Source organism: Stenotrophomonas maltophilia group sp. P373, assembly GCF_053295075.1.
Window position 1 is genome coordinate 134,926 of sequence record NZ_CM129994.1, and the last position, 17,332, is coordinate 152,257.

Annotated in this window: 16 protein-coding genes; 13 read left to right on the forward strand and 3 right to left on the reverse strand. The window is 68.0% G+C overall.

Going from position 1 to position 17,332, the window contains the following annotated elements; all coding sequences use genetic code 11:
* Positions 1 to 67: 67 nt before the first annotated feature.
* Positions 68 to 703, forward strand: coding sequence for a tetratricopeptide repeat protein (locus tag ACSYHF_RS00545; RefSeq protein ID WP_134955489.1), 636 nt, complete (start codon positions 68 to 70; stop codon positions 701 to 703).
* Positions 704 to 1,146: 443 nt separating this feature from the next.
* Here the strand turns inward: ACSYHF_RS00545 and ACSYHF_RS00550 are convergent, their stop codons facing one another.
* Positions 1,147 to 2,631, reverse strand: a complete 1,485-nt coding sequence (locus ACSYHF_RS00550; protein ID WP_005420987.1) for an AAA family ATPase — start codon at positions 2,629 to 2,631, stop codon at positions 1,147 to 1,149.
* Between the two features lie 123 nt (positions 2,632 to 2,754).
* Here ACSYHF_RS00550 and ACSYHF_RS00555 point away from each other — a divergent pair, with 123 nt between their 5' ends.
* From ACSYHF_RS00555 to ACSYHF_RS00595, 9 genes are all read left to right on the forward strand, one after another.
* Positions 2,755 to 3,384 (forward strand): ParA family protein, encoded by a 630-nt coding sequence (locus ACSYHF_RS00555; protein ID WP_005420986.1) that lies wholly within the window; start codon positions 2,755 to 2,757, stop codon positions 3,382 to 3,384.
* 49 nt (positions 3,385 to 3,433) lie between these two features.
* The gene (locus ACSYHF_RS00560; RefSeq protein ID WP_005420985.1) at positions 3,434 to 3,910 is read left to right on the forward strand and encodes a SixA phosphatase family protein; all 477 of its coding nucleotides are present in this window, start codon (positions 3,434 to 3,436) and stop codon (positions 3,908 to 3,910) included.
* 4 nt (positions 3,911 to 3,914) lie between these two features.
* Positions 3,915 to 4,532 carry a YceI family protein gene (locus tag ACSYHF_RS00565; protein WP_005420984.1) on the forward strand — a complete coding sequence of 206 codons (618 nt, stop codon included), beginning with the start codon at positions 3,915 to 3,917 and terminating at the stop codon, positions 4,530 to 4,532.
* Positions 4,529 to 6,586, forward strand: coding sequence for a phospholipase D family protein (locus tag ACSYHF_RS00570; RefSeq protein ID WP_262233235.1), 2,058 nt, complete (start codon positions 4,529 to 4,531; stop codon positions 6,584 to 6,586). The genes ACSYHF_RS00565 and ACSYHF_RS00570 overlap by 4 nt, the downstream gene beginning before the upstream one ends.
* A 10-nt stretch (positions 6,587 to 6,596) precedes the next feature.
* Positions 6,597 to 7,031, forward strand: coding sequence for a hotdog fold thioesterase (locus ACSYHF_RS00575; protein WP_262233234.1), 435 nt, complete (start codon positions 6,597 to 6,599; stop codon positions 7,029 to 7,031).
* A 118-nt stretch (positions 7,032 to 7,149) separates the two neighbouring features.
* The gene (locus tag ACSYHF_RS00580; protein ID WP_069138140.1) at positions 7,150 to 7,941 is read left to right on the forward strand and encodes a lysophospholipid acyltransferase family protein; all 792 of its coding nucleotides are present in this window, start codon (positions 7,150 to 7,152) and stop codon (positions 7,939 to 7,941) included.
* Between the two features lie 52 nt (positions 7,942 to 7,993).
* A complete protein-coding gene (locus ACSYHF_RS00585; RefSeq protein ID WP_050562730.1) occupies positions 7,994 to 8,983 on the forward strand; it encodes a YheT family hydrolase in 990 nt (329 codons plus the stop codon).
* 56 nt (positions 8,984 to 9,039) lie between these two features.
* Positions 9,040 to 11,109, forward strand: coding sequence for a tetratricopeptide repeat protein (locus ACSYHF_RS00590; protein WP_005420971.1), 2,070 nt, complete (start codon positions 9,040 to 9,042; stop codon positions 11,107 to 11,109).
* Between the two features lie 10 nt (positions 11,110 to 11,119).
* Positions 11,120 to 11,731 carry a YbhB/YbcL family Raf kinase inhibitor-like protein gene (locus ACSYHF_RS00595; RefSeq protein WP_005420969.1) on the forward strand — a complete coding sequence of 204 codons (612 nt, stop codon included), beginning with the start codon at positions 11,120 to 11,122 and terminating at the stop codon, positions 11,729 to 11,731.
* A 157-nt stretch (positions 11,732 to 11,888) separates the two neighbouring features.
* Here ACSYHF_RS00595 and ACSYHF_RS00600 read toward each other — a convergent pair whose 3' ends face one another.
* Positions 11,889 to 12,713 carry an META and DUF4377 domain-containing protein gene (locus tag ACSYHF_RS00600; protein WP_005420968.1) on the reverse strand — a complete coding sequence of 275 codons (825 nt, stop codon included), beginning with the start codon at positions 12,711 to 12,713 and terminating at the stop codon, positions 11,889 to 11,891.
* Positions 12,714 to 12,787: 74 nt separating this feature from the next.
* Positions 12,788 to 13,582, reverse strand: coding sequence for an undecaprenyl-diphosphate phosphatase (locus ACSYHF_RS00605; protein WP_095378438.1), 795 nt, complete (start codon positions 13,580 to 13,582; stop codon positions 12,788 to 12,790).
* A gap of 223 nt (positions 13,583 to 13,805) precedes the next feature.
* Between ACSYHF_RS00605 and glnA the strand changes: the two genes are divergently transcribed.
* The 3 genes from glnA to amt all read left to right on the forward strand — a co-directional run bounded on the left by glnA (position 13,806) and on the right by amt (position 17,327).
* Complete coding sequence (gene glnA / locus ACSYHF_RS00610; protein ID WP_005420964.1) at positions 13,806 to 15,215, forward strand: type I glutamate--ammonia ligase; 1,410 nt, start codon at positions 13,806 to 13,808, stop codon at positions 15,213 to 15,215.
* Between the two features lie 321 nt (positions 15,216 to 15,536).
* Positions 15,537 to 15,875, forward strand: coding sequence for a P-II family nitrogen regulator (locus ACSYHF_RS00615; RefSeq protein ID WP_004134334.1), 339 nt, complete (start codon positions 15,537 to 15,539; stop codon positions 15,873 to 15,875).
* Positions 15,876 to 15,896: 21 nt separating this feature from the next.
* Positions 15,897 to 17,327, forward strand: a complete 1,431-nt coding sequence (gene amt / locus ACSYHF_RS00620; RefSeq protein WP_111127190.1) for an ammonium transporter — start codon at positions 15,897 to 15,899, stop codon at positions 17,325 to 17,327.
* Positions 17,328 to 17,332: the final 5 nt, after the last annotated feature.

A 17,332-nucleotide genomic window follows, 5' to 3' on the forward strand; every position in this document is an offset into this window, starting at 1 on the left:
GGCGGCCATGCTGGGGTTAGGATCGGGGAGAGAGAGGGAGGCTGCGGTTGCGGCCTGGGGAGAAGGGATGTCAGTTGCAGGAAAGATCCTGGGCAGCATGTTGCTGGTCTCGGGAACGGCCCAGGTGTGGGCCGCGCCGGCGGTGCCGGCACCACAGGAGTTCTACTTCGACAGCGATGCGGCCGCCGTGCCCATGATCGTGGTCCAGTCCGACGGGGATGCGCTGGTGGCGCAGCTGCTCAAGCAGCGCGAGCGCGGCCGGCGTACCGTGGAGGCCACCGTGCAGCTGGCGTCGGTGGCCATTGCCCAGGGCCGTACCGAACTGGGTGAACAGCTGTATCGCGAGGCGCTGAAGGATGCGCCGGTGCAGGGCAGCCTGGGCCGTGGCGTGCGCTGGAACTACGGCTGGGACCTGCTGCGTCAGGGCCAGCCCGAAGCCGCCCTGGAGCAATGGCAGGCCGCTGCCGGTGGTTCGCTGAGCAAGCCGGGCTGGTTGCCACCGACCTATGCGCTGGCGCTGTGGCGGGCCGGGCAGAAGCAGGAGGCGGTGCAGTGGTATGCCGCCGCAGTGCGTACCGAGCCGACGCAATGGAGCGACAGCAGCCGCTATGCGCAGTTGCTGCCGTTGTGGCGCGACGACGAGCGTGCCTCGCTGGCCGAAGTGCAGCAGGCCTGGGCGGCCGCCCCGCCGGCCTGGCCCTGAGGGAAGGGGGGCGGGTTGCACCCGGCACCCGCAGAAGCAAGGGCTGGAGCCAAAGCCAAAGCCAAAGCCAAAGCGGGTTTCCTGAGGGATGGCGGGGCACTGTGGGTTTGCGGGGCCGCCGTAAACCCGTCCATGGGGGCTTGGTCGCCGCATCCATGCGGCTCACACCCCGCAAATCGACAGTACCCCGCCCCCGACAGGTTCCGTGACTGTTGGTAGGTGTCGACCTTGGTCGACACGGTAGATCCACGCTATGCGTGGATGAGATCTGCCGGGATAGAAATCGAACTGGGGTCAGATCCGTTTTCCAGAGGAAAACGGATCTGAGCCCATGCGCTCAAGAGCGGCCAGCCAACGCGAATCCACCCCGCCCGGCCAAGCGCGGCTTTTGATGTTCACAGCCAACCAGCCGCCACGAGGGGCTGCGCCGTTCGCGGGAAACCTCAATCGTCCGCGGAAACCGTCCGCCCCGACGCCCACGCGCGCAAGGCCTCGACCTGCTCGGCCATCAGCACCGACAGCGGCCTCGTCGCGCGGATCTCGTTCATCAGCAGCTCGGTGTCCAGCGGCCGGCCTTCGGCGTGCGCTGCGTACAGTCCGGCCACGATCGCCTGCTCGATCTCCGCGCCGGAGAAACCATTCGCCGCGGCCGCCAACGCCGGCAGTGCAAAGTCGTCCCCATTGAGCTGGCGTCGCCCCAGATGCAGCCGCAGCAGTTCCACGCGCACTTCGGGGGTGGGCAGGTCGACGAAGAAGATCTCGTCGAAACGGCCCTTGCGCAGCAGCTCGGCCGGCAGTTCGTGCACCTGGTTGGCGGTGGCGACGATGAAGACCGGCGCCTTGCGTTCGGCCATCCAGGTCAGCAGGTAGCCGAGCACGCGGCGCGATACGCCACCGTCCTCGCCACCACTGGCCAGGCCCTTCTCGATCTCGTCCATCCACAACACGCAGGGCGCCAGCTGCTCGGCCGAGGCCAGCGCCTGGCGCAGGTTGGCCTCGGTCTCGCCGTGGTACTTGTTGTACAGCGCACCCACGTCCAGGCGCAGCAGCGGTACACCGAAGCCGGCGGCGGTGGCCTTGGCCAGCATCGATTTGCCGCAGCCCTGCACGCCCAGCAGCAACATGCCGCGCGGCGGGTCCAGGCCGGCCGGTGCCGAGCCGGCGATGAAGGCCACCCGGCGCTGGCTGATCCAGCGCTTGAGCCGGTTGGCGCCGGCCACGTCGCCGAAGCGTGCGCTGTCGTGCTCGAAGAACAGGTGGCCGCTGCGGTTGAGCAGCTCGAATTTCAGCCGTGCCAGCTGCGGCAGGTCGTCGTCGCGCAGCGCGCCATCGGCGTAGATCAGCTGGCGGGCAATGCGGCGGGCATCGACCAGGCTCAGGCCCTGCAGGTTCTTCAGGATCTTCTTCACCGCCTCGCTGTCGACCTCGACGCGGCGGCCGCCGTGTTCGCGCGCATAGGCGTCGGCCTCCTCGCGCAGCATCTTCAGCAGGGCATTGGCATCGGGCAGGCGCGGGTTGAAGCGCACCGCCAGTGCTTCCAGCTCGGCCGGCAGCTCGACCTTGGCGCCGATCAGCACCAGCACGTGCGGTTCGCTGTGGCGGCGCTGGATCAGGTCGCGCAGTGCGCGCTGGTGGCTGGCATAGCCCAGGTAGGGGTGGAAATCGAGCAGCAGGTAGACACCGCGCTGGTCAGCCTGGCGGATCATCTGCAGCGCGGCGCTGGCATCGGGCGGGCCGACCGGCGGATCCTCGCGGTCCAGGTCGATGCGGCGCAGGCCCTCGGTGATGGACCAGCGGTGCAGGGCCCGCCACACGTGCATCAGCGTCTGCCGGAACAGTTCAACGATGCGCCCCTCATCCTGGGTCTCGATCACGATCAGGGGGGTATTGGCGCGGATCAGTGCGCTCAGGTCCTGCAGTTCGCTCATGCCGGTTCGATCCTTCGGGGGCGCCACGATAGCAAAGGCGATGGCCACGGGTTCAGCACGGCGCTACCTCCCGTCACCACCGCCGGTGTACGCTCGGGGCACGTACCCGGAAGCGAGGCTGGCATGAAGACGATCCTGGTGGCCGGTTCCAAGGGCGGGGTGGGCAAGACCACCGTCGCCACCCACCTGGCCGCGTACGCGGCATTGCAGGGCAAGGCCACGGTGATCGCCGATGCCGACCCGCAGGGCTCCAGCACCCGCTGGGCACAACGGCGTGCCGGGCTGGAAAGCGCGGTGCTCCCCATCGATGTGTATCGGAAGAAGCAGTGGGCGCAGAAGCTGCCCGACGGTACCGATACCGTCATCATCGATGCACCCGCCGGTGCGCTGGCCGACGATATCCCCCATTTCCTGGACGCGGCCGACGCCGTGGTGGTGCCGGTGCTGCCCTCGGCGCTGGATATCGAAGCCATCGTCGGCTTCCTCAACAGCCTGGCCCAGAACCCGCGCGTGCACAGCCGCAAGCTGCCGGTAGGGCTGGTCCTCAACCGCACCAAACCCTGGACGCAGACCTCGCAGCAGGCATTGCAGATGCTGGCCGAATGGCCGTACCCGGTGGTCGCGCAGCTGCGTGACAGCCAGAGCTACGTGGTCATGACCGGCCTGGGCCGCAGCCTGTTCGACTATCGCTCCGCCCAGGTGCGCGAACACCAGGCGGACTGGGAACCGCTGCTGTCCTGGCTCAAGCTTTGATGCCTGCCTCACTTCTCCTGCTGCATCCTCTTCTCCATGGAAACCCGCGATGCGTGAACTGATCCTGCTGCGCCATGCCCATGCCGAACCCGCCGTTTCCGGCCAGGCCGACCTCGACCGGCCGCTGTCGCCGGTGGGGCTGGCCGAAGCTGAAGCCGCCGGCAAGTGGTTGAAGGAAAACAACCTGTTGCCGGACTGCGTGCTGTGCTCGCCGTCGCGACGTACCCGTGAGACCCTGGAAGCGGTGATGACGGCCATCGGCTATGTTGAGAAGCGCCTGGAAGACCGGATCTACGAAGCCACCCCGGGCACCCTGGCGGCGCTGGTGGACGAGCGTCGCGACCTGGATCGGGTGCTGATCGTGGGCCACAACCCGGGCTTGGAGCAGCTGGTGGCCCTGATGACCGACGGCACCAGCAGCGACTACCGGGGCATGCCGCCGGGCGGCGTGGCCGTCCTCGGCTTCCCGCGCGAGGTCTCGATCGAGCCGGGCGTGGCCAGCCTGAACGCGTTCTGGTGGCCGTGATCCGATGAGCCAGGCGCGGCGCAGCCGCTTCCTGCTGCCCGCGTTGCTGGCGCTTGGCCCGGCCTGGGCCGCTGTGCCCCCACCAACCCCGTTGCCGCCGGTGTCCGCCGAAGCGCCGCGGGTACTGCGCCTGGATACCCAGCGCTCGCGGATCGGTTTCGAGGTGCGGACCCGTTTCGGCCAGCGCATCGAAGGCGTATTCCCGCACTTCGAGGGGCGCATCGAGATCCTGTCCGACGGGCGCCACCAGGTGCACCTGAAGATGTTCACCCGTTCGGTGGAGATCCCTGGCAAGGCGCGCTACACCGGCTGGATGCGCGGCGAAGAGTTCTTCGATGCAGGGCGCCATCCGGTGGTCGAGTTCGACTCGCTGCCGTACTGGCCGGAGACGGTGGAACAGGGGGGCGACATCAACGGCCGGCTGACCCTGCGCGGCGTCAGCCACCCCGAGTCGCTGCGGGTCGAGAAGGCGGAGTGCGCCCGACCCGGCTATGATTGCGATGTCGTCAGCCGCGGTACCGTGCAGCGAGGCCGGTATGGAATGGACAGCTGGCAGCTAGCCCTGAGTGACCGAGTGACCTTCGTATTGCGTGCGCGCCTGAGCGAGGCGCCGAAACCGTGAACCTCCTGCTGCGTTTACTGGCGCTGGCAACGGTGTTGCTGGGCAGCGGTTGTGCATCGCTTTCGCATGCCGAGCGCGACCGCGCCGAAGCGATCGCCGTGCAGGCGCGCTCGACCGACGTCGACTGCCAGCGCGCCGACCGCTGCGCGCAGGACTCGCCGCTGCGTGCGCTGGCCGGGCGGGCGTTCACCGAATCCACTCCCGAACAGCCGCGCCACTACGCCACCCTGCTCGACGAGGGCGAAGGTGCGCTGGTGGCGCGCCTGAACCTGCTGCGCAGCGCTACCCGCAGCATCGACCTGCAGACCTACATCTTCGACAAGGACGACAGCGCCCGGCTGGTCATCGACGAGCTGCTGGCTGCATCGCGGCGCGGGGTGAAGGTGCGCGTGCTGATCGATCAGCTCTCGGCGATCTCCGACCTGCAGATCCTCGGCGCGCTGTCCGGCGCGCACCAGAACTTCCAGCTGCGGGTCTACAACCCGACCTTCGGCAAGGCCCGGCTGAACTACTTCGACTATGCCGGCAGCGTGCTGTGCTGCTTCCGCCGCTTCAACCAGCGCATGCACAACAAGCTGCTGGTGATCGACGATGCGATCGGCGTGGTCGGTGGCCGCAACTACCAGGACGACTATTACGACTGGGACCGCGAGTACAACTTCCGCGACCGCGACGTGCTGATCGCCGGCCCGGAGGCGCGGGCGATGGCCGCCAACTTCGATGCCTTCTGGCATGCCAGGCGCAGCGTGCCGGCCGAGCGCCTTAACGATGTCGGCCGCACCCTGCTGCGCGAGGGCGTGCCGACCCTGCCGCCGGCCAGCTTCCGCCGCCCCGAGCGGGTGCAGCGGGTCAGTGCCGAAGCCAATGACATGGACTTCGTCAGCCGTTCCTTCGTCGATACCGCCTTGCCGGTGGCCTCGGTGCGCTATGTCGCCGACCTGCCGCGCAAGCACCGGCGCGAGAAGGCCGATGCGCCACTGGCGGGCCAGCACGTGACCGAGCCGCAGCTGGATGCGCTGATCGCCGGCGCGCAGGAGGAAGTGATCCTGCAGACGCCGTACCTGGTGTTGTCCAAGCCGGCGCAGAAGCTGTTCCGCGAGCTGCGCAAGCGCCCGCAGCCGCCGCGGGTGGTGGTGTCCAGCAACAGCCTGGCGGCCACCGACAACCCGATCGTGTATGCGCTGTCGTACAAGTACAAGCGGCGCAACATGCGCGAACTGGGCTTCAACATCTTCGAATACAAGCCGTTCCCGCTGGATGCACCGGTCGACTACCGCAACCTGTTGCCTGATCCGATGGCCGCGCCCGGAGGTGACGACGACGGCGGGCGCAATCCGCTGATTGGCGGCAGCGCCGCGGGCAGCAATGCCGGCGACAGCCGCGATCGCGATGAGCATCCGGCACCCACCGGCAAGCAGGGGCCGGTGAACCACCCGCGCACCGGCAGTGCCTACCAGAACGCGCGCGAGCGCCGCCGCGCGGCCGGCAGCGAGGTCGAGACCCGCCTGCTGCGCACCGAGACCCGGCCCTCCTTCCTGGGCAGCAAGGCGGTCAACAAGCCGTTGCCGGTCACCCGCAAGGGCGCGCGCATGGGCCTGCATGCCAAGTCGCTGGTGGTCGACCGCCGCATCGGCGTGGTCGGCACCCACAACTTCGATCCGCGCAGCGAGAACTACAACACCGAAGGTGCGGTGATCATCGACGACCCGGCCTTCGCCGAGCAGCTGGCCGAGAGCATCCTGCGCGATACCCACCCGCAGAACTCGTGGACGGTGGCGCCGCGGGCCAAGCCGCCGGTGCTGTCCGGGCTCAACTACAGCGTCGGCAAGGCCTCCGAGGCACTGCCGATCCTCGACTTCTGGCCGTGGCGCTATGCCACCGACTACGAGTTCAAGCCCGGCCCGGACTGCCCGCAGCCGCTGCCCCGGCAGGACCCGGACTTCCACCGCTGCTATGTCGCCGTGGGCGATTTCCCCGAGGTCAATGTCGGCCCGAAATGGCTGCTGGTCCGAATGCTGACCGCATTCGGCGCCGGCCTCGTTCCCATCCTCTGAAGGTGCCCGCATGACCCTGGTGTTCCGCGAAGCCGTTTCCCTCGAGCAGCTCAACACGCTCAGCCGCAACACCGCGATCGAGTCGCTGGGCATCGTCTTCAGCGCGGCCGGCGACGATTGGCTGCAGGCCACCATGCCGGTGGACGAGCGCACCCGCCAGCCCTACGGCATCCTGCATGGCGGCGCGTCGGTGGTGCTGGCCGAGACCCTGGGCAGCAGCGCCGGCAACCTGTGCGTGGATACGGCCAAACAGATCTGCGTAGGGCTGGAGATCAACGCCAACCATGTACGCGCCGTTCGCTCGGGCACCGTGACCGGCACCGCACGTGCACTGCACGTCGGCCGCAGCACCCAGCTGTGGGAGATCCGCATCGAGGACAAGCAGGGCCGCCTGGTGTGCATCTCGCGGCTGACCCTGGCGGTGGTGGCGGCCGGCCACGGCTGAGCCCCGGACGGCCGGTGACGGCAGCGGAACCCAGCGTTCCCCGCCGATTGCCCCGGTTGATGGGTGTTATGGCCTAAATCGGCTGGCAGCGATGACGGCCCTCCGGTATCGTGCGCGGATGACTTCCCCCACTCCGGCCCCCCGCGGCGGCGTGGCGCGTGTGTGCCGTTACCTGTACCGCGTACCGCTGCTGTTGGTCCACATCATCGTGTTCCTGCCGCTCATCCTGATCGGCATGCTTCGGCCGTGGGGCGAACTGCGCGTGGGCGAGGCGACCCTGGGGGCCAAAGTGGTCAACTGGTGGCAGGGCGGGCTGATGTGGATCTTCGGCTTCCGCCTGGTGCAGATCGGCACGCCGCTGCCCGGCGCCGTGCTGTTCGTCGCCAACCACGTCAGCTGGGTCGACATCTGCATCCTGCACAGCCAGCGCATGATGGGCTTCGTCGCCAAGCGCGAGATCGCCAGCTGGCCGCTGGTCGGCTGGCTGGCCGCGCGTGGCCAGACCATCTTCCACCAGCGCGGCAACACCGAATCGCTCGGTGGCGTGATGCAGGTGATGGCCGATCGCCTGCGCGAAGGCAAGGCGGTGGGCGTGTTCCCGGAAGGGCGCACCCGCGGCGGCCACGAAGTAGGCCCGTTCCATGCCCGCATCTTCCAGGCCGCGGTTGAAACCGGCGTGCCGGTGCAGCCGGTGGCACTGGTGTACGGGCTCAAGGGCGATGCGCAGACCATTGTCGCGTTCGGCCCCGGTGAGAGTTTCTTCGCCAATTTCCTGCGCCTGCTCGGTGAGCCGGCGCGGCGTGCAGAAGTGCACTTCCTGGCACCGATCGGTGCGCAGGACCTGGAAGGCCGTCGGCGCATCGCGGAGACGTCGCGCGCGCGCATCGTGGCGGCCATGAGCTCCGAGTGAGGGTGCGGTGGCCCTGATCCCGCCACCCGTCCTGGACGCCGGCACGCCGACGCTGCACGCGGCTGACTACCAGCCCCCGCGCTGGCTGCGCAATCCGCACCTGCAGTCGATGCTCAGCTCCAGCCGCATGCGCCTGCAGCGCGGCCTGCTGCTGCTGGCCGCGACCGGTGCGATCAGCGAAGAACTGATCCTCGACGGCGGTGATGGCGTGCGCCTGCAAGGCTGGCACAGCCACATCGAAGGCCGCGAACCCAAAGGCATGGCCCTGCTGCTGCACGGCTGGGAAGGCAGCGCCGAATCCAGCTACATGCGCATGGCGGCCGCGCGCATGCTCGAACAGGGCTTCGACGTGGTACGGCTGAATTTCCGCGACCACGGCAATACCCATCATCTCAACCCTGGCATCTTCCACTCCAACCTGATCGACGAAGTGGTGCATGCCGCGGGCGATATCGCCCAGCGCTGGCCGCAGTTGCCGCTGGTGGCCGCCGGTTACTCGCTGGGCGGCAACTTCGTGCTGCGCCTGGCCCTGCGCGCGCCAGCGGCCGGCGTGCCGCTGCTGCGCGTGGCCTCGGTATGCCCGGTGTTGGACCCGGCGCTGACCATGGAGAGCATCGAGAACGGCCCGGCAATGTACGACTGGTACTTCCGCCGCAAGTGGGCCGGTTCACTGCGGCGCAAGCGCGACCTGTTCCCCGAACTGAGCGACTGCGACGACCGCGTACTGAAACTGGACATCCGCGCGCTGACCGCCTGGCTGGTCGAGCGCCACACCAGTTTCGGTTCGTTGCAGGCCTATTTCGATGGCTACTCGATTGCCGGTGATCGCCTGTCCACGTTGCAGGTGCCGGCCGACATCCTGATGGCGCAGGACGACCCGGTGATCCCCTACGCGACCTTCAGCGACTGGCAGCTGCCGCACCAGGCGCATCTGGAAACCGCCAGCTGGGGCGGACACTGTGGCTTCCTGGAAAACTGGCGCGGTGACGGCTTCTCCGAGCGCTGGGTGGCGCAGCGCCTGCAGCGCGTGCTGCAAGGCTGAACCGGCACGGGCGCGCAGGCCGCTACAATGCGGGTTTGCCCTTGAACCGGACCGCCATGCAAGACCAGATCATCCAAGCGTTGCGCCAGAACGAGGCCGACCAGGCCGTGCAGCTGGCCCAGGCGTGGACCCGTGATGAACCCGGCCAGGCCGAGGCCCACCGCTGGCTGGCGCTTGCGCTGCAGCAGCAGGGCAAGGCCGAGGACGCGATGGAGGCCCTGCAGCAGGCGCTGCAGCTGGCCCCGGACAACGCCCAGCTGCACCTGCAGCACGCTGGCCTGCTGCTGGCCCTGCGCCAGTTCGACGGCGCCGGCGAAGCACTGACGCGCACCACCGGGCTGGACCCGAACGCATTCGCCGCGTACCTGATGCAGGCCCACCTGGCGATCGGTCGCAACGATTTCGATGAAGCGCAGCGCCTGTCCACGCTGGCCTCGCGTGTCGAACCGGACCACCCGGAGCTGCTGACCATCGATGGCATGATCGCGCTGCGCCGCGATGATGCCGATCGCGCGCTGACGCTGCTGTCGGCCGCCAACCAGGCCCTGCCCAACGACATCCGCGTGCTTTACGCACTGGGCTTCGCCTACCTGGGCAAGAACATGCTGGCCTTCGCCGAGCAGGCGTTCCGCCGCGTGCTGGAACTGAACCCGACCATCGCCTCATTGCATGGCCTGGTGGTGCAGCTGGCCATGCGCCAGGGCAACCTGGAAGCTGCGGCAGAAGCGATGCAGATCGCGCTGCAGCAGGAAGGCCTGGACACGCCTTCGATGCGCCGCCTGGCCGGCGAACTGGCACTGCGCAGCGGCCAGCCGCTGCAGGCGCTGGAGCACCTGCTGCCGTTGCTGGAATCGCTGCCTGATGACCGCGACGTGCTGCAGCTGCTGCTGATGTCCTGGCAGCGCCTGGGTCGCGAAGACGAGGCCCGCGCACGCCTGGATGCCGCCCTGGAGCAGCACCCGCAGCTGCACGACCTGTGGCTGGCACGCCTGGCGGTGGAGGAGGTCGGCAGTGCCACCGCCGCCGCCACGGTCGAGCGCTGGATGGACGCGATGCCGGGCCACCTGCCGGCGCTGGAAGCGCGCCTGCGGCTGCACGACATGGTGGGCGAACACGCCCAGGCCGAAGCGATCGCCGAGCGTATCGTCAGCCTTGAACCGGGCCGCGTCAGTGGCGAAACCCGCCTGGTCGAAGGCCTGCTGCAGCGCGATCCGGCCGCCGCGGTCGCCCGCGTGCAGGCGCTGATCGACATGGCACCGGAAGGCCACCGCGCCGACCTGCGCACCTGGCTGGGTGAGATCCAGGATCGCGCCGGGCAGCACGAAGATGCGCTGCAGACCTGGCTGGCCCTGCAGGCCGACCAGGCCCCGCAGCGCCTGCCGCTGCCGCCGCAGGCCAAGGCACCGCCGAGCTGGCCGGACAAGGGCGAGATCGACGGCGATGCCACCTCCGCGCCGATCTTCCTGTGGGGCGCGCCAGGGTCGGGCGTGGAGCGCGTGGCGACCGGCCTGGCCGCGGCCAGCCCGGTGCTGCGCAGCGACCGCTATACCTCCAACGCACCCGACGACGCCTTCCAGAACTACCACACGCTGCAGGACCTCGCCTCCGGCGTGCTGACCCCGGAGCGGCTGGTGCAGCGCTGGCGCGAACAGCTGCCGTCGCGCGGCGTGCAGGACGACGCGATCATCGACTGGCTGCTGTGGTGGGACAACGCGCTGCTGTGGGCGCTGCGCCCGCAGTTGCCGCAGGGCCGCCTGCTGGTGGTGCTGCGCGACCCGCGCGACATGCTGCTGGACTGGGTGGCCTATGGTGCCGCCGCGCCGCTGGCAATGACCTCGCTGGCCGAAGCCAGCGAATGGCTGGCGCGCGCGCTGGCCCAGGTCGCCGCTTTGCACGAGGACGATCTGTACCCGCAGGTGCTGCTGCGCATCGACCAGATCGGCAACGATCCGCAGGCGATGGCCGAACTGCTGGGCCGACTGTTCGAGCGGCCGATGCCGCCGGCCGCGCAGCTGGGCGCGCCGCGTTTCCCGCCGGGCCACTGGCGCAACTACCGCGACGTGATGAGCGCCGCCTTCGCCAAGCTCACCCCGATCGCGGTGCGCCTGGGTTACCCGGAAGAGTGAGGACACGCCGATGCAACTGAGCAGCCACAGCCTGACCAACGGTGCACCGATCGACCGCGAATTCGCCGCAGGCGATGCGGCGGGCTTCGCACCGGACCGCAATCCGCACCTGGCCTGGAGCGATGTGCCGGAGGGCACCCGTTCGTTCCTGCTGGTATGCGTCGATCCGGACGTGCCGACCGTGCCGGAGACGGTCGGCCGCACCGACATGAGCGTGCCACGCGACCAGCCCCGCTGTGATTTCGTGCACTGGGTGATGGCCGATATTCCGGCTTCGGTGCGCGAGATTGCCGCAGGCAGCTGCAGCGACGGCTTCGTGGTGAAGGGCAAGACCACGCCGGCCGGGCCGGCCGGCAGCCGCCAGGGCCTGAACGACTTCACCGGCTGGTTCGCCGGCAACCCGGACATGGCCGGTGACTACCTGGGCTACGACGGCCCCTATCCGCCGTTCAACGACGAGCGCGTGCACCGCTACTTCTTCCGCGTGTTCGCGCTGGACGTGGCATCGCTGCAGCTGCCGGCACGCTTCACCGCCGCCGACGCGTACCGGGCCATGCACGGCCACGTGCTGGCCGAAGCGGCACTGCACGGCACCTACACGTTGAATCCGGCGCTGGGCTGAGGCGGCATAACGGGTCGTGCCGGCCGCTGGCCGGCAACGCCCGTGTGCTGCCGGATCCGCGCATGGCAGCCGGCCAGCGGCCGGCTCTACCCACAACGAAGAAGGGCGGCCTTGCGGCCGCCCTTCAAGTGCCAGCCGACTGACAGTCGGCTCTACATCACTTCTCGATGGCCGACTCGACCACCATGTCCAGCACATACGCCTGCGACGGCGCATCGGCCGGCGGGTTCTTCACTTCGTAGCGCTTCACGCGCACTACGTTGCGCACGCCGTCTTCGTGGGTGTAGCCCTCGATGTTGCCGTAGAAGTTCTCGAACTTGCCCGGCTCACCCTGCTTCAGGCCCTTGTCGTCGAACTTCACTTCGCGCACCTGCAGGCACTGGTAGTCCGGGATCAGCGGGTGCGAGCACTTCTCGGTCTTCGCGGCCACTTCCAGGAACACGGTTTCGCCGGCGCCGCCGTAGCGGGTTTCAGCGGTCGGTTCCGGGTTGAACACCAGCACGTCGCCCTTGGCATTGGTCAGGGTCAGCTTGCCATCGGCATCCTGCTCGGCCTTCAGTTCGCCCTGCAGGCGGCTCGACACGGCTTCGTCCAGCGCCATCAGCGCCTTGTCGGTGCAGGCCATCATGGTCGAGGCCATCGCACTGACCGTCAGCTTGCCGTCGGCCAGGGTGTAGCCGCCGCCCATGCGGTTGCAGGTGTTGCTGACCGACAGGCGGCCATCAGCGAAGTCCAGGGTGACCGGCTTGTCTTCGCGGGCGAACAGCGCGTCGATGCGCTTGCCGTCGGCGCCGGTGGCCTGCTGCAGCAGCCAGTGCTGGCTCTGCAGGCGCTGCGCATCCAGGTGCGCCAGCGTCTGCTGGTCCGCTGCCTTGGTCGCGGCCGGGGCCACGTCGTCGCCGCCATTGCCGGCCGGGGCCGGGGTCTGGCTGCAGGCGGCCATCAGGGCCAGCGGGAGGAGCAGGGTGAGCTTGCGGTTCATGGTGATTCTCCTTGGGGAACCGTGGGGAAAACGGGGTGGGGCCGGCCATGGGGTTACCGTGCGGCCGGCGCTGTTCAGCTGCCGGAGGGCAACCACAGCAGCAGCGCCGCGCCCAGCGCGATGCGGTAGAGGGCGAAGGCGGTGAACCGGTGCGACTTGATGTAGCCCATCAGCCACTTCACTACGACGAAGCCGGTGATGGCCGCGGCAAGGAAGGCCACGCCCACGTCGGTCCAGTTCTCGCTGCCCAGCTGCCCGGCCTTGGCCATTTCCAGGAAGGTGTAGGCGCTGGCGGCGAACATGGTGGGAATGCCGACCAGGAACACGAACTCGGCGGCAGCGGCGCGACGGCTCAGGCCCAGCAGCATGGCCAGGAAGATCGCCGAGGCCGAGCGCGAGGTACCGGGGAACACGCCGGCCACGACCTGCGCCAGGCCCACGCCGATCGCCACTGTCCAGGTCACCTGGTCGCGGTCGGGCAGGCGCGCGGTGTAGGCCTCCACCAGCAGCATCCAGACGCCACCGATGATCAGTGCCCAGGCCACCGGGCTGACCGTCTCCGGCAGCGACCAGCCGGCCTTGCGCACCACCAGGCCGACCACGGCGGTGACCAGGAACGCAGCGCCCAGCTTGAACACGTACTCACGGTTCTCGCGTTGGTTCAAGCCGGTGGCCAGCTGCAGCAGGCGCTGGCGGAACACCAGCACCACGGCCACGATCGCGCCGGCCTGGATGACGATGTTGAAGAAGTCCGAGCGGGCACCCAGCCAGTGCTGGGCGATGAGCAGGTGGCCGGTGCTGGAGATCGGCAGGAATTCGGTCAAGCCTTCGAGGATGCCCAGCAGCAGGGCGGAGAGCAGGTCGGACATGGACGGTGCGGGCACGCGCGGCGGAAGGAAGAAGGTCGAGAGGATAGACGATCCCTGCTGCACCAAACGGGTGCGTCTGTTGGCGGGCGCACCGGTTTGGTGCGCACCGTTCTGCACCGGCGCGGGGCAGCCATATTGAAATCAACGACTTGCGGGTATCGAAAAGTTGGCACGGTCATTGCTGTACCTCAGCAGGCATTCATCCCCATCCGAGGTCGTACCGATGTCCGTGGAAAACGTTGAGAAGCTGATCAAGGACAACCAGATCGAGTTCGTCGATCTGCGTTTCGTGGATATGCGTGGCGTCGAGCAGCACGTCACCTTCCCGGTCAGCATCGTCGAACCGTCGCTGTTCGAAGAAGGCAAGATGTTCGACGGCAGCTCGATCGCCGGCTGGAAGGGCATCAACGAATCGGACATGGTGCTGCTGCCGGACCCGTCCAGCGCCTACGTCGACCCGTTCTACGCCGATCCGACCATCGTGATCAGCTGCGACATCCTCGATCCGGCCACCATGCAGGCCTATGGCCGCTGCCCGCGCGGCATCGCCAAGCGTGCCGAGGCCTACCTGAAGTCTTCCGGCATCGCCGAAACCGCGTTCTTCGGCCCGGAGCCGGAATTCTTCATCTTCGACTCGGTCCGTTTCGCCAACGAAATGGGCAACACCTTCTTCAAGGTCGACTCGGAAGAAGCGGCGTGGAACAGCGGCGCCAAGTATGACGGCGCCAACAGCGGCTACCGTCCGGGCGTGAAGGGCGGCTACTTCCCGGTTCCGCCGACCGACACCCTGCACGACCTGCGCGCGGAAATGTGCAAGACCCTGGAACAGGTCGGCATCGAAGTGGAAGTGCAGCACCACGAAGTGGCCACTGCGGGCCAGTGCGAGATCGGCACCAAGTTCAGCACCCTGGTGCAGAAGGCCGACGAGCTGCTGCGCATGAAGTACGTCATCAAGAACGTCGCGCACCGCAACGGCAAGACCGTCACCTTCATGCCCAAGCCGATCGTCGGCGACAACGGCAGCGGCATGCATGTGCACCAGTCGCTGTCCAAGGGCGGCACCAACCTGTTCTCCGGTGACGGCTACGGTGGCCTGAGCCAGCTGGCGCTGTGGTACATCGGCGGCATCTTCAAGCACGCCAAGGCCATCAATGCCTTCGCCAATTCGGGCACCAACAGCTACAAGCGCCTGGTGCCGGGCTTCGAGGCGCCGGTGATGCTGGCCTATTCGGCCCGCAACCGTTCGGCCTCGTGCCGCATTCCGTGGGTGTCCAACCCGAAGGCGCGCCGCATCGAAATGCGCTTCCCGGATCCGATCCAGTCCGGCTACCTGACCTTCACCGCGCTGATGATGGCCGGCCTGGACGGCATCAAGAACCAGATCGACCCGGGTGCACCGAGCGACAAGGACCTGTACGACCTGCCGCCGGAGGAAGAGAAGCTGATCCCGCAGGTCTGCTCCTCGCTGGACCAGGCGCTGGAAGCGCTGGACAAGGACCGCGAGTTCCTCAAGGCCGGCGGCGTGATGAGCGATGACTTCATCGACGGCTACATCGCGCTGAAGATGCAGGAAGTGACCAAGTTCCGCGCGGCCACCCACCCGCTGGAATACCAGCTGTACTACGCCAGCTGACCGGGCGCGATGGCGGTGGGTCCCCCCTCCCACCTGCCGCCATCGCTTCCGTTCTCGCGGCTGGGGAGCCGCGGTTGTAGGGGGTCAGATCCGTTTCGCGCCGCGAAAGGGCTCTGACCCCACCCCAGGGGCAAGAGAGAGACCGGATACGCGACCAGGGCCGCCCTCCCTCCCGCGTCGGTCGTGCAAGGAGAGAGGCACGGCCGTCCCGGCCCTGTACGTGTCCGGTGCAACAGCCACGGTCATCGCCCTGATGACCTGTGGTTGCCTGATGCCAACGCGCGCTGGCGCGCTGGCCCCATCCACCATCGGGACATGCGCATGAAACTGATCTCCGCCATCATCCGACCGTTCAAGCTCGACGAGGTCCGCGAGGCCCTGTCCGATGCAGGCGTGTCGGGCATCACCGTGACCGAAGTGAAAGGTTTCGGTCGCCAGAAGGGCCACACCGAGCTGTATCGCGGCGCCGAGTACGTCGTCGATTTCCTGCCCAAGATCAAGATCGAAACGGTGGTCACCGACGAGCGTGCCGACGCAGTGATCGAAGCGATCCAGTCGTCGGCAGGCACCGGCAAGATCGGTGACGGCAAGATCTTCGTCACCGCCGTCGAACAGGTCATCCGCATCCGCACCGGCGAAATCGGTGCCGACGCGCTGTAACCCCCTTCCGGAGACTCCCCAATGAAGATGCGCCTTCTCACCGGGTGGCAGGCCCGGTTCCACCTGGTGTGCCTGTTGATGCTGCTCAGCGCGCTGGCCGCAGGTGCGTGGCCGGGCAGCGCCCATGCCCAGGCACAGGTGTCGCCGCTGCCGAGCGAAACCGTTGCGGTCGAGCCGCTGCACGATCCGGCCGCCAGCGCCGCTGCGCCGGCCGTGGCCGAAGCGGCCGCCGCCTACGATCGTGGCGACGTCGCCTGGATGCTCACCTCCACGTTGCTGGTGCTGCTGATGGTGGTGCCGGGCCTGGCCCTGTTCTACGGCGGACTGGTGCGTTCGAAGAATGTGCTGTCGGTGCTCAGCCAGATCCTGGTGGTGTTCTCGCTGGTGCTGCTGCTGTGGGTGTCCTACGGCTACAGCGCGGTGTTCAGCGCGGGCAATCCATTCTTCGGTTCGTTCACCGAATTCGCCTTCCTCAAGGGCTTCACGCCCGACTCGGTGGGCAACACGCCGATCAAGGGCCTGCCGGACTACCTGTTCGTCGCCTTCCAGTCGACCTTCGCCGGCATCACCACCGCGCTGATCGTCGGTGCCTTCGCCGAGCGCATCAAGTTCCGTGCGGTACTGCTGTTCTCGGCACTGTGGTTCACCCTCAGCTACATCCCGATGGCACACATCGTCTGGGGCGGCGGCTACCTGGGTGAACTGGGCGCGATCGACTTCGCCGGTGGCACCGTGGTCCACATCAACGCGGGCGTGGCCGGCCTGGTTGGCGCGTGGTTCGTCGGCAAGCGCCTGGGCTACGGCCAGACCGCGCTGAAGCCGCACAACGTACCGTTTACCTACATCGGCGCCATGCTGCTGTGGGTGGGCTGGTTCGGCTTCAATGCTGGTTCCGCCGCCGCCGCCGATACGGTGGCCTCGCTGGCCTTCCTCAACACCGTGCTGGCCACCGCTGCCGCGGTGCTCGGCTGGACGCTGGTGGAAGCGATCGGCAAGGGCAAGCCGTCGGCACTGGGCGCGGCCTCGGGTGCGGTGGCCGGCCTGGTCGGCATCACCCCGGCCTGCGGCACGGTCGGCCCGCTCGGCGCGATCGTGATCGGCTTCGTCGCCGGCGTGGTCTGCGTGTGGGGCGTGACCGGCCTCAAGCGCCTGCTCAAAGTGGACGACACGGCCGACGTGTTCGGTGTGCATGGTGTCGGCGGCATCGTCGGCGCGATCCTCACCGGCGTGTTCAGTGCACAGTCGCTGGGCGGTACCAAGGCCGATCTGGATATCGCCCACCAGGTGTGGGTGCAGGTGGTCAGCGTCGGCTTGACCGTACTGTGGTCGGCGGTGATGACCGCGGTCATCCTGCTGGTGGTCAAGGTCGTGGTCGGCCTGCGCGTGACCGAAGAGGCCGAACGCACCGGCCTGGATGTGACTTCGCACGGCGAGTCTGCCTACGAGGCCTGATGCAT

Excerpts from the sequence above, each read along its gene's own strand:
- ACSYHF_RS00580 (WP_069138140.1), top strand. The coding sequence starts at position 7,150 with ATGACTTCCCCCACTCCGGCCCCCCGCGGCGGCGTGGCGCGTGTGTGC.
- ACSYHF_RS00605 (WP_095378438.1), bottom strand. The coding sequence starts at position 13,582 with ATGTCCGACCTGCTCTCCGCCCTGCTGCTGGGCATCCTCGAAGGCTTG.
- ACSYHF_RS00615 (WP_004134334.1), top strand. The coding sequence starts at position 15,537 with ATGAAACTGATCTCCGCCATCATCCGACCGTTCAAGCTCGACGAGGTC.
- ACSYHF_RS00560 (WP_005420985.1), top strand. The coding sequence starts at position 3,434 with ATGCGTGAACTGATCCTGCTGCGCCATGCCCATGCCGAACCCGCCGTT.
- ACSYHF_RS00600 (WP_005420968.1), bottom strand. The coding sequence starts at position 12,713 with ATGAACCGCAAGCTCACCCTGCTCCTCCCGCTGGCCCTGATGGCCGCC.
- amt (WP_111127190.1), top strand. The coding sequence starts at position 15,897 with ATGAAGATGCGCCTTCTCACCGGGTGGCAGGCCCGGTTCCACCTGGTG.
- ACSYHF_RS00555 (WP_005420986.1), top strand. The coding sequence starts at position 2,755 with ATGAAGACGATCCTGGTGGCCGGTTCCAAGGGCGGGGTGGGCAAGACC.
- ACSYHF_RS00590 (WP_005420971.1), top strand. The coding sequence starts at position 9,040 with ATGCAAGACCAGATCATCCAAGCGTTGCGCCAGAACGAGGCCGACCAG.
- ACSYHF_RS00565 (WP_005420984.1), top strand. The coding sequence starts at position 3,915 with ATGAGCCAGGCGCGGCGCAGCCGCTTCCTGCTGCCCGCGTTGCTGGCG.
- ACSYHF_RS00595 (WP_005420969.1), top strand. The coding sequence starts at position 11,120 with ATGCAACTGAGCAGCCACAGCCTGACCAACGGTGCACCGATCGACCGC.
- ACSYHF_RS00575 (WP_262233234.1), top strand. The coding sequence starts at position 6,597 with ATGACCCTGGTGTTCCGCGAAGCCGTTTCCCTCGAGCAGCTCAACACG.
- glnA (WP_005420964.1), top strand. The coding sequence starts at position 13,806 with ATGTCCGTGGAAAACGTTGAGAAGCTGATCAAGGACAACCAGATCGAG.
- ACSYHF_RS00545 (WP_134955489.1), top strand. The coding sequence starts at position 68 with ATGTCAGTTGCAGGAAAGATCCTGGGCAGCATGTTGCTGGTCTCGGGA.
- ACSYHF_RS00550 (WP_005420987.1), bottom strand. The coding sequence starts at position 2,631 with ATGAGCGAACTGCAGGACCTGAGCGCACTGATCCGCGCCAATACCCCC.